Source organism: Pedobacter psychrodurus, assembly GCF_032678585.1.
GTDB lineage: Bacteria > Bacteroidota > Bacteroidia > Sphingobacteriales > Sphingobacteriaceae > Pedobacter > Pedobacter psychrodurus_A.
In genome coordinates, this window is sequence record NZ_JAVTSN010000053.1 from 33263 (window position 1) to 45881 (window position 12619).

7 protein-coding genes are annotated in these 12619 nt (G+C 39.6%); all 7 read left to right on the forward strand.

Annotated elements, in window-relative coordinates:
* Nucleotides 1-1059 (forward strand): nitronate monooxygenase, encoded by a 1059-nt coding sequence (locus R2S57_RS25875; RefSeq protein ID WP_316847820.1) that lies wholly within the window; start codon nt 1-3, stop codon nt 1057-1059.
* Nucleotides 1060-1500: 441 nt separating this feature from the next.
* Nucleotides 1501-2091, forward strand: coding sequence for an RNA polymerase sigma-70 factor (locus R2S57_RS25880; RefSeq protein WP_316847821.1), 591 nt, complete (start codon nt 1501-1503; stop codon nt 2089-2091).
* A gap of 162 nt (nt 2092-2253) precedes the next feature.
* A complete protein-coding gene (locus R2S57_RS25885; protein ID WP_316847822.1) occupies nt 2254-3399 on the forward strand; it encodes a FecR family protein in 1146 nt (381 codons plus the stop codon).
* A gap of 223 nt (nt 3400-3622) precedes the next feature.
* A complete protein-coding gene (locus tag R2S57_RS25890; protein ID WP_316847823.1) occupies nt 3623-6979 on the forward strand; it encodes a TonB-dependent receptor in 3357 nt (1118 codons plus the stop codon).
* Nucleotides 6980-6983: 4 nt separating this feature from the next.
* Nucleotides 6984-8666 (forward strand): RagB/SusD family nutrient uptake outer membrane protein, encoded by a 1683-nt coding sequence (locus R2S57_RS25895; RefSeq protein ID WP_316847824.1) that lies wholly within the window; start codon nt 6984-6986, stop codon nt 8664-8666.
* A gap of 267 nt (nt 8667-8933) precedes the next feature.
* A complete protein-coding gene (locus R2S57_RS25900) occupies nt 8934-9638 on the forward strand; it encodes an RraA family protein (RefSeq protein WP_316847825.1) in 705 nt (234 codons plus the stop codon).
* A 34-nt stretch (nt 9639-9672) separates the two neighbouring features.
* Nucleotides 9673-12591, forward strand: coding sequence for a glycoside hydrolase family 2 TIM barrel-domain containing protein (locus tag R2S57_RS25905; RefSeq protein ID WP_316847826.1), 2919 nt, complete (start codon nt 9673-9675; stop codon nt 12589-12591).
* Nucleotides 12592-12619: the final 28 nt, after the last annotated feature.

Consider the following 12619-nt stretch of genomic DNA (forward strand, 5'->3'; position numbering starts at 1 on the left):
ATGTGGAACAGGACCAAAATAACCGAACTGTTGAAGATTGAATACCCCATTTTATTAGGCCCGATGGGCGGAGGATTTTCAACACCCGAACTTTTAGCGGTGGTATCGAACGCCGGCGGACTGGGAAGTTTGGGCGCATATACCTTAACGCCTGAAGAAATTGCTGAAGCGGATAAAATCATCAAAACAAAAACCAATAAACCCTATAATATTAACCTTTGGGTAAATGATGTTGACGAGCGTCTGGTAAATTTCCCGGTAGCAAAGGTAGCGGAGATCAAGACCTTATTTAAGCCTTTTTTTGATGAATTGAGTATCCCAATGCCCGATCTGGACACCAACATCCCCTCAAAATTTTTGAAACAGGTAGAAACGCTTTTCCAAATTAAACCTGCAGTATTTAGTTTTATTTTCGGTATTCCTTCAAAAGAAATATTAAATGAGGCAAGAAAACTGGGCATTAAAACGGTTGGTGCAGCCACAACAATGGATGAAGCTTTGGCACTCGAAGAAGCACAGGTGGATGCTATTGTGGCCACAGGATTTGAGGCTGGCGGTCATCGGCCTTCATTCCTTAAACCAGCAAACGAATCTTTAAACGGTACTTTCGCATTGATCCAACAAGTAAAAGCGAAAACAAAAATGCCAATCATTGCTGCGGGCGGTATCGCCGATGCCAAAGGGATACGTGCCGCTTTAACCTTGGGGGCGGATGCAGTGCAAATTGGTACAGCCTTTATGGTTACCGACGAATCTAATGCCACGCCAATGCATAAGGCAAAACTCTTTTCCGGAGAAGCAAAAAATACCGTGCTCTCCAAATCATTAACCGGAAGAATGGGCAGAATGATCAGCAACCGCATATCGAATGCCATTGGTTATGAAACCGAAGTACTGCCTTTTCCATTACAAACCCGCTTAATGGGACCATTAAGAACGGCTGCCATTGCACAGGGCAAATCAGATATGTACAATTTCTGGTCGGGCCAGAATGCCGTGAATTTAAAATATACTTCAGCAAAGGAATTGATGGAGGCGTTGATCAGGGAGATGGATTAGTTGATTGGTTCATTGGTCATTGGTTATTGGTCATTGGTCATTGGTCATTGGTTCATTGGTCATTGGTCATTGGTTCATTGGTCATTGGTTCACTGGTCATTGGTTCATTGGTCATTGGTTCATTGGTCATTGGTTCATTGGTTAGAGGGGTTAATCGGTTAATTGTTTAAATCGGTTAACTGCAAATTGCAAACTGTCAACCGGATTAATCGGTTAGCTGACGCTATGCGCCCATCTCTAAGCGCATGGCAAATCTAACAATAAATCGACTCTGGACTGTAGACTAATGACTTCGGACTAATTCAATCGGTGAACTGGCTCAAAACCCCTAACTTAGTTTCTTGTCTCTTCAATAATGCAACATTTGCGCTACTTTGTGAAAAATATGTAAATTGAACATTAATTTTTTTGCTTAGCATTGCAAAGATATTCCTTGTATTAATGAAACCTGATAATTTACAACTATGGCCTGATAGTTTGCTTGTTAGCGATATGCAAAGCAATAATCGGTCTGCGTTCGAAAAAATTTACAACAGGTATTGGAGCAAGTTATATTTGTCAGCTTATCACATTTTACGCAACAAAGAAGCCTCTGAGGACATTATTCAAGAGATATTTGTAAGTCTTTGGATAAAACGTGGCCATACTTCCGTTGATAATCTGAGCAATTATCTTTTTACTTCCGTTCGTTTTCAGGTATTTAAAGCCATTAGAGATGGTAAGTTGCGTACCGATTTACTTCATGATACCGACCTATTGGTGAGCCCTCATAATGCCGAAAATACACTTACTGAAAAAGAAATCGAACAGCGTTTGGATGAGAGTATTCGGTTATTGCCGGAAAAATGCAGGGAAATTTTTATCTTGAGCCGAAAAGAGCAGCTTAGTGTAAAAGAAATTGCTGCCCGTTTAAATATTTCGCCAAAAACGGTAGAAAATCAGATTACCATTGCCCTACGCCGCCTACGTACTGATATGGGCGAATTTTTGTTCTGGGCAGTATTATTATTGGCGGGTATCTGGGGTAAATAATCCCCTGCTCAATCGTTATTTTAAAACAAATCCAATTTATTGTTTACTATTACTTAACTTTGTTTAATTTTAATCATCTGTTTTATAGCGTGTTATATAAAGTTTAAATTTTGCTTTGGGGGATGGTCATCATTTTAGGTACATACACCAAAACACATGCAATTGAGAAAAGCAGAATTAACAAGTTTAACAGAAAAATACATAGCGGGTACTGCAGGTGATGATGAACGTTTAAAACTCGAATCCTGGTACGACGAACAGTTGGCCCTGACCAAAACAACCGATGAGGCATGGAAAGAAGAAAACGGACAGATGGAGATTGGCCAAAGGATTTTTAACAATATCAATCAGCAAATTGATCGACAAGACAAAAGAAGACCAACGAGATTTCTTTACCGTCTGGCGGTTGCTGCATCATTTATTGCTGTATTAGGCTTTGGCTGGTATCTTGTAAGCAAACGCTCTGATATTAAGCGCTTTAATAGATCTGCCGATATAATTAAACCGGGAAGCAATAAAGCTTTCTTAACGCTTGCTGACGGCACTAAAATTAACTTAGATCAGGCCCTTAACGGTACCTTAGCTAAACAGGAGGGAATTCAAATTACCAAAACAGCTGATGGACAATTGGTTTATACCATTTTAGATCAAAAATCAACGCCATCTAAATCTGCTTATAATACCATTAGCACTCCTGCTGGTGGCCAATACCAGGTTACGCTTCCTGATGGAACAAAAGTTTGGTTAAACGCACTATCGTCATTAAAGTACCCAACTTCGTTTACTGGTCAATTTAGGACCGTAGAACTCACTGGTGAAGGCTATTTTGAAGTGGCCAAAAATAAAAACAAACCTTTCAAGCTTAAAACCGCAAAACAGGAAATTAGCGTATTGGGTACCCATTTTAATGTGAGTGCTTATGCTGATGATGCAGAAATTAAAACAACGCTTGTAGAAGGTGGCGTGGCTGTTAAAAACTTTAGTCCGCTAGCTACAGGTGTGCTAAAACCAGGGCAACAGGCTATTTTTCACAATACCGGTTTCTCAATAAACAATGTAGATGTAGAAGAATACATTGCCTGGAAAAATGGGTTCTTTATGTTTAACAATGAAGGAATTAAAGAAGCCATGCAAAAATTAGCCAGATGGTACGATGTTGATATCGAGTATGTTGGTGATTTTGATGGTATTTATTTCGGAGGATCCTTTTCTAAAAACAACAGCCTGCAGGAAACCTTAAAAATATTAGAATCTACAGATAAGTTTAAATTTAAAATAGAAGGAAGGAGGATTAAAATTTTAAAGTAACACCTTATTTTTTAATCTGAAAAACGGATTTCGACGGCAATCGAAACCCGCTTAAAGCTTTAGATTAAAATTGTCCCAACAATAACCAAATAGTTAAAACAATGTAAATGTAATAGCAACTGCTATAGGCATTTAACTCAACCTAAAACCTAACAAATGTATGAAAATTTACGATTTTAATTTATACGGTACAAGCCGTATAAAGAATAAAATTCTGTTATCTATGAAGCTAACTATATTATTGCTTTTTGTAGCCTTTTTAAGCGTTAATGCGAGCAGTTTTGCGCAAAAAAACATTACGCTTAACGAGAAAAACGCGTCTTTGCAGAAAGTGCTTAAGGCAATAAAAAGTCAGAGTGGCTATAATGTGTTTTTTATCCAGAGCGATTTAAAAAAGGCAAATGCGGTAAGCATTGATGTAAAAGATATGCCCTTGGCCGAAGCGTTAAACCAATGTTTTAAAAATCAGCCCTTAACTTATTCTATCCAGGCCAATACCATTGTGGTGAAAGAAAGGCCTGTAAATATAGCCCCGGTTTATCAACCCGGACAAAGTACCCCGATTAATAAAGTAATTGATGTGATCGGTACCATTTTAGACGAAATTGGTAAAGGCATACCAGGTGCCAGCATTAAAGTAAAAGGCAAAGAGCAGGGTACAATGAGTGATGAGAATGGAAACTTTAAACTAGCGGGTGTAGCCGAAGATGCCATTCTGGAAATTTCTTACCTCGGTTACCAAACCAAAGAAATAAAAGCATCAGCAACCGTAAAAGTGACAATGGTGCCTAAAAGCAACGAGTTAAGTGATGTGGTGGTTGTAGCCTACGGTACACAGAAAAAGGTCAACTTATCAGGTGCGGTTAATACGGTTAACACTAAAACAATTATTAACCGACCAGTAACTTCTTTAACCAATGCTTTACAAGGAACTGTACCCGGTGTAGCCATTAAATCGGCCCCTGGGGATTTAGGTAACGACCTGGGTAGTATTAATGTAAGGGGCCGCGCCAATTTAGGTACATCTTCTCCTCTGTTTGTGGTTGATGGTGTGGTGGTTACCCAAAATGATTTTGCCCGAATCAACCCCAATGATGTGGCGGCTATTTCGGTATTAAAAGATGCTTCTGCATCATCAATATATGGTGCCAGGGCAGCAAATGGTGTAATTTTGGTTACAACCAAAAAAGGAAATGGTACACCAACAATTAGTTATAATGCTTATTATGGCCGGCAAACGGCCACTTATCTTCCCGATTATACTGATGCTTATAATTACGCCGTTTTACGCAATGAGGCCGAAACCAATTTGGGCAGAACACCGCTTTATGATGCGACAGCTTTAGAAACGATAAAAAACCAGTCTAATCCAGACCTTTATCCAAATACAGATTGGTACGCATTGATTTTACAAAAAAGCGCACCGATGATGGAACATCAGATCAGTATATCTGGTGGTGATAAAACAAAGTATTATTTAAGCGGCTCGTATTTTGGCCAAAACTCTTTAATTCCAGGTAAAGATTTAAAACGCTATTCGTTAAGGGCCAATACTGAAACCCAAATTAGCGACAAATTTAAAATCGGTAGTAATTTATCATTTATTAGAGATGGCTATAACAACGATAATTTAGAAATAGGTTTTACCGGTATTGGAAGATCTATTCCTTTATCTGTGGCCAGGCAAAGTAATGGCGACTGGGGTAGTATAACCGCTGAAAAAGAAAATGCTACCATAGCAGGCCAAAATCCTTTACGTTTATTAGAAGATGGTGGTAGAACCAATTACAATACCAATCGTTTCATTGGTAATTTAAATGGAACCTATACCCCGGTTAAAGGTTTGGATATCTCTGGCTTGTTTTCTTACAATGCGTATAATTACTTCAATAGTTCATTTATCAATACCATAGACCCAGTAACTGGATTTATTACCAAAACACCTTTAGGCAGTACGGCTGTTTTAACCAACCAGTTAACAGAAGCATGGCAAAGTACTTCTAATTTGTTATCTCAGGTAACAGCTGGTTACGAAAAAAATATAGACAAACATTACTTTAAAGTTTTAGCTGGTGCTTCGTATGAAAAAGCGCAAAAGAGAACAGTCAGGGTTGTGCGTAAAAACTTTCCAAATAACGATTTAAATGCAATTAATGCTGGTTCTACCCTTCCCGCAAATACAACAGTAACTAGCGATTTAAACGATGGCGTAGCAGGTGTGGGCGAAAGTGCACTGGCTTCAGTTTTTGCCCGTTTAAACTATGCTTACGCTGATAAGTATCTGTTTGAAGCAAGTGCCAGAAATGACGCCTCTTCAAAATTTGCACCTGGCCACCGTGCAGCATGGTATCCATCTGCATCAGTAGCCTGGCGTATATCGCAAGAAGATTTTATGAAAAGCGTAAGCGCAGTTAACGAATTAAAATTACGGTTATCGGCAGGTAAATTAGGGAACATTAACAACGTAGGCGATTACGATTTTTACGATGGCTTGAACGCTGGTACTACAGTAATTTTAGACCAGTCGAAGCAAGATGGCGTAACCCCTGGCAGAGTGGCCAATCCATTATTAAGTTGGGAAAAATTAACCACCTACAATGCGGGTTTAGATGCAACCTTATTTAAATCATTTACCCTGCAACTGGATGTTTTTAGTCGTATCACCCAGGATATTCTATTACCAAGTCCAAATATCCCAGCTGAAGCAGGTTTAGACGATACCGGATCCGCAAAGCAATCCCCATCTGTAAATTTAGGTGAAGTTAAAAATAACGGATTTGAGCTTTCGTTAAACTACAACGGAAAAATAAATGATTTTAGTTACTCAATAGGGGGTAACGTGAGTAAAATATGGAATAAAGTAACCGATTTGGGCGGCGCAAACGAAACGGCCCCATATGATACTTATTACATTAACCGAATTGGCCAACCAGTAGGTTCATTCTATATGTGGCAGGCAGAAGGTTTATTTGCTAATCAAGCCGATATCAATAGCCATGCAAAACAGGCCAATAACCCAAAACCTGGCGATATCAGATATAAAGATCAGGATGGTAATGGTGTAATAGATGGTAACGACAGAATCATTAACGGCAATAATGTGCCTTATTTTACTTATGGCTTAAATGTAACGGCCAATTATAAAGGTTTCGATCTTAGTGTACTCACACAAGGGGTAAGTGATGTAAAGGTTTATTTAGAGGCTGAAGCTTCACAAGGTTTTTTTAATGGCGCAGGTATTAAAAATTATGCTTTGGGTAGATGGACTGTTGATAATCCAAATCCTAATGCAGCCTATCCCCGAATCACCAACGATACCCAAAACTTTGGCTTATCCAGCTTTTGGCTGTTCGATGCTTCATACCTTAGGGTAAAGGCGATTACGTTAGGTTATACCATTCCTCAAAATATACTAGACAAAGCAAAAATTAAAGGCTTAAGAGTTTATGCTTCAAGCAATAATCCTTTTACCATCCGCGGTGATAAAAGGTTAAAGGATTTTGATCCGGAAGCTCCTTCACAAAGATCAGCTTACCCATCTCTAAAAACATTTTCTGTTGGCCTAAATTTAACATTATAACACCATGAAAAAATTTATATATATATCACTTTTCACTCTTATCATTTTGGGAGGCTGTAAAAAGTCGATAGATTTTGTTCCACAGGATCAACTTTCTGCTGGTACGTTTTGGAAATCACAAAATGATGTACAGTTGGCGCTAAACGGTTGTTACGGATATTTAGCCAATGCATTTAACTATGCATATGATGATGGTGCCGCCGATAATGCCTATTGCCAATATCCCTGGGAGAATAATGCCTCCCGGGTATCTGCTGGCAGCATCGATGCCACCTTAGATGCAGGATACAATAGCCGTTATGTTTACATCCGACGCTATAACTATTTTTTAGATAATATTGATAAAGCTACAATGGATGAAACATTAAGGAAACGTTTTATAGCCGAAGCCAGAGTTTTAAGAGCTTTTACCTATTACGAATTGGCACATTATTTTGGTTCAGTACCTTTGTTAAAAACTTCTTACACAGATCCTGCCGAAACTGCGATTGCACCATCACCTGCTGCTGCCGTAATCCAATTTGCTATTGACGAGATTAAAGCCGTTGAGGCAGATTTACCTGCTAGCTATGCCGGTGGTGCTCCCAATCAAACCGGTCGTATTACCAACGGTGCTGCCTGGGCTATACTCACCCGGATTCAATTAGAATATGGAAAATATACTGATGCAGTAGCAAGTGCTCAAAAAGTAATGGCATCAGGTTATCAGCTCTTTAGGAAAACAGCTTTAACCGCTAACGATACCAAAGATGATTACAGTACATTGGTAACTTTTGCCGATGATGCCGCTAAACAAAAATTTTATAAAGGCCTGGCCAGTTATCAGCAACAATTTTGGCAGGCAAATGAAGGGAATAAAGAAGCAATCCTTGTATCGCAGAATATTCAGGAAAACCAAAGTTATGCTCCATATGGTAATGGATTAAGGACTTTATTGGCTACAGCAAATATGGGTGGCTGGAGTTCTATTACTCCGCTCCAGGGTTTAGTTGATGCCTATTGGAAGAGCGATGGTACAATATTTACACCACCAACACCAGCGCAAAGGGCAACTGATTTTAATATTAAAAAAACACCCTCAGCTAACTATATTAATGAATTTAAAAACAGGGATACCCGTCTTTATGCAAGTATATTATTTCCGGGAGCAACCTGGAACGAATATAAAGATGGTTATGTATTTACCTGGGCCGGTGTGGCAAACAGTGAAAGCTCCACTGGTTATAATTTTAAAAAATACTTAGATCCACCTTCATTAATAAGTGGTTTAGAGTTTGATGCGCCACAAGATTATAGCATTATTAGATATGCTGAAATGCTGTTGGCCTATGCTGAGGCTAAAAACGAAGTAAGTGGGCCAGATGCAACTATTTTTGCCGCTTTAGATGATGTTCGCGACCGTGCAGGCATGCCAGCTATAAATCAAACGGTGAACAATACTAAAGAAAAACTTCGTGAGGTGATCCGTAATGAACGTAGAATTGAATTAGCAGGAGAGGGACAGCGTTATTTCGATATCAGACGTTGGAATATTGCTGCCGATGTAATGAAAACCCCTAAAGATATTGCGAATGTAATTGTTCAGGAGCGCAATTGGAATGCTAAATTTATGCTTATGCCATATCCTCAGGCAGCTTTAGACCGTAATTCAAATTTAAAGGCAGCACAATCTGCCAAAGGTTATTAAACAACACCCAATGAATCAATAAATCCAATAGCGGCCAGTTCTTTTCTGGCTGCTATTTTTTTTTCTATATTTTGAATTTTACCAACACCTAATGAAAGTCTAATGTGTAATGAATTGAAGTATTTTGTCTTTCAATATGTTATTAATATTGAAATTATGTTAAAAAACTTTAATAAGTAGATAAATACGCTTAAATGTTTTCTTCAGTTATTATTCATTTTTGACTAATCATACAATAACACACATACATCACAATACTTTATAAAAATGACAGTGAATACTACTGAGTGGCAAAACGACGACGAACTTTTTGATAAAATAAAAACCGAACTTTATACGGCAGTTATAGGTGATATTATGGATAAAATGGGACTGCTCCATCAGTTTTTGCCTCCACAAATACAGCCTTTACATACTGATATGTTTGTTGCAGGCAGGGCGATGACGGTTTTAGAAGCCGATGTATTGGAGTGTGGGAAATATGAAAGCAGTAACCCAATTCTGAAAAAGCCATTTGGCTTAATGCTTGAAGCACTTGATGATCTAAAGAAAAACGAGGTATATATTTGTACAGGGGCATCTCCTGATTACGCATTATGGGGTGAACTGATGAGTACAAGGGCACAAATTTTAGGTGCGGCTGGTGCTGTAGTTGATGGTTACTCGAGAGATACCAAAGGCATATTGCATTTAAACTTTCCCTCTTTTTCTTATGGCAATTATGCACAAGATCAGGCCCCACGTGGTAAGGTAATCGATTTTAGGGTGCCTATAAGCATCAAAGGCGTTTCGGTTAATCCTGGCGATATTGTGGTAGGTGATATAGATGGGGTTTGCATTGTACCAAAACAACATGAAGTAGAGGTGATTACCCGGGCGCTTGAAAAGGCCAGGGGAGAAAAAATGGTGCAGAAAAAGATTCTCGAAGGTATGAGTGCCAAAGAAGCTTTCGATAAATACGGGATCATGTAATAATAAGTTCCAGAAAAATAAATCAAACACACAAATGAAACTATTTTATAGCATTTTTACAGGTTTACTCTTTTTAGCGGGTGCAACACATGCGCAAATACAGAAAATTACCTATACAACGGCAGAACAGCAGCCATTAAAACTGAACCGTATCTCTCCGGCTGCCTCAAAACAGCCTGATAAAATCTCTTTAGACGGAACATGGCAGTTTTCGACCGACATCAATACATTGCCAACGGATAAAAATATCCAGGTGCCCGGCGAATGGGTAATGCAGGGTTTCGAAGTTAAAAACGCTGTTTATGCAGGTTATAAAAAGAACTTTGAAATTCCCGAAAACTGGAAAAACAAACGCATTAAACTCCGTTTTGATGCCGTGTACAGCGAAGCCGAAATTTGGGTAAACGGCAAAAAAACAGCTTCACATTTAGGTGGTTTTACACCTTTCGAGATTGATATCAACAATGTGGTGAAATGGGGTGCAGGCAACGAGGTATTGGTAAAGGTAAAATCAGAAAGTAAAGCCGATTCATTGGCCAGTGCATCAACTTATGCAGTGCATCCATTGGGCGGCATCTCCAGAAAGGTATATGTAATGGCTTTGGCACCTGTAAACTTTGCTTATGCGGATATCAAAACCATTTTAGATAAAAACTACGAAAACGCCACCCTCAGTGCCGATTTCATTATTGCCAACGAACAAGACGGAAAGGCGAATAACCTTACTGTAAAGGCCGAACTTTTTAAAGCAGATGGAAGCACCAAAGTAGGTGAGAAAACTATTATTATCGATAAAAGCCTCGCGAAGGCTGAATATTTACAACAAAATATCAGTTTTGAAGTGCTAAAACCCGCTAAATGGGATACCGAACATCCCAATTTGTACGTGGTCAAACTGAGCATTTTGCAAGATGGCAAAACGGAGGATGTGATCACCAAAAGCATCGGTTTCCGTCAGATAGAAGTGCGGGGAAACAGGGTTTTTGTAAACAATATGCCGATTAAACTTCGGGGTATCTGTCACCACGAAACCATGCCCTTGCGCGGCCGTTCAGTGGGCGAAAACATGTGGGAAAAAGATGTAGAACTTTTTAGAGAGGGCAATGTAAATTATTTCCGTACCTCACACTACCCACCGGCAGAGGAGCTGATTGATGCCTGTAACCGCTTAGGCATGTTCCTGGAAGTAGAAGCACCTTTTTGTTGGGCCGAAAATACGGATGTACCTGCAGGTACCGAAATTTATCAAACTTTAATGGTCGATCAAACTTTAGATATGGTGAACTATTTCAGGTCTAATCCGGCAATTATCACCTGGTCTATCGGTAATGAGAGCGGTAAATACAAGGAATATTTTAAAGAAACAGCTAAATTAGTAAAACAATTTGACCCTACACGCCTACGTAACTTTAGCCAATACGGTCCTGATGCCGATGAAGGTGATCTCGAAATTACCAATCACCATTATCCGGGTCCAACAGGCCCACAAACGTATAGAAACTATAAACGTCCGATTGTTTTCGACGAATATGTTCACCTCAATGCCTACAACCGTTTAGAATTGGTTACCGATCCTGGTGTTCGTGATGCATGGGGAATTGGTTTTGAAGCCATGTGGGAAAATATGTACCGTACCGATGCCGTTTTGGGCGGAGCCATTTGGGCCGGTATTGATGATACTTTCTTTTTGCCGAACGGAAAAACAGTTGGTTATGGTACCTGGGGGCCGCTTGATGGCTGGAGAAGGCCAAAACCAGAATACTGGCACATGAAAAAAATCTATTCGCCTGTAAAAATTAAACTGGCGGGTAACTGGAGCAATGGTAAAATAGCCGTTGAACTCGAAAACAGATTGCTCTTTAGTAACCTGAACGAGTGTAAAATCGAATGGACCCTGGCCAACGAAAATGGTCTGATTACAGCCGATTTAAAAAGAAATGGTAAAACAACAGCCAATGTAATGGTGAATAAAAAACCATTGCCCTCTGATAAAATGACGATTAAAGTGTACGACCCGCGTGGCGTACTCATTGATATTTACCAATTTGGCGTTGTACCAACTATTACCGATTTAACTTCGCTGCCAAAAAAAGCTGTACAGCCATGGAGTTATACCCAAACAGGCAATAACTTAACGGCTAAAAATGGCAACGTAAATGTTTTGTTTAATCTTACTAGTGGTGATGTAGAACAGGTAAACAATAATGGCAAAAGCATTTGGAATGCTGGTGCGAGACTGATGGTTTTACCCCTAACAGGCGAGGGCAGAGGAACACAGATGACGGGCGAAAGCCAACAGTTTGATCCTTTTACCGATGTTTGTAAAAACCGTATCGTGAAAGATATTAAACTGGATAAAGCTAAAAATGGCTTCACTCTTCATGTAACGGATACCTACAGCGAAGCTAGCGGAACCACCAGTTATACTTTTTTGGCAGATGGCCAGGTAAAAATTGATTACAAATACACCATTAAAAAAGAAATTAACCCACGCCAATGGGGACTGGTATTTGGATTACCAAATAGTTTTCAGGAACTCGGTTGGAACAGAAATGCCCAGTGGGATTATTATCCGGCCGATCATATTGGCAGGCCAATTGGAAAAGCCTTGCTCACTTCAGCAAATCAGGTTTCTGGCCCGGCGGGTCCATCTGCACAACCTGGTACCCCCTGGAGCTTAGATCGGAATGATTTGGGTACAAATGATTTCCGATCGACAAAAATGTACATCAACCATGCACAACTTACAAACGGTACCAATTCATTCAAGGTAAGCGCCAATGGTCAGCAGCATTTTAGGGCCTGGAAAGATACTCAAGGCATTAAAGCACTGGTAGCAGGTTACAGCAACATGGGCGCTGAAAGGTTTTTTAGAGGGCATGCAGAAAAAATGGACCGGCCTTTAAAAGCTGGAGATGTGATACAGGACAGCATCACACTTCAATTGAAATAAGAAATATCGTTGCTCCGACCTGATATTG

Bases quoted from the DNA above. Each gene is read 5' to 3' on its own strand.
- R2S57_RS25890 (WP_316847823.1), top strand. From the start codon at position 3,623: ATGAAGCTAACTATATTATTGCTTTTTGTAGCCTTTTTAAGCGTTAAT.
- R2S57_RS25900 (WP_316847825.1), top strand. From the start codon at position 8,934: ATGACAGTGAATACTACTGAGTGGCAAAACGACGACGAACTTTTTGAT.
- R2S57_RS25880 (WP_316847821.1), top strand. From the start codon at position 1,501: ATGAAACCTGATAATTTACAACTATGGCCTGATAGTTTGCTTGTTAGC.
- R2S57_RS25895 (WP_316847824.1), top strand. From the start codon at position 6,984: ATGAAAAAATTTATATATATATCACTTTTCACTCTTATCATTTTGGGA.
- R2S57_RS25875 (WP_316847820.1), top strand. From the start codon at position 1: ATGTGGAACAGGACCAAAATAACCGAACTGTTGAAGATTGAATACCCC.
- R2S57_RS25905 (WP_316847826.1), top strand. From the start codon at position 9,673: ATGAAACTATTTTATAGCATTTTTACAGGTTTACTCTTTTTAGCGGGT.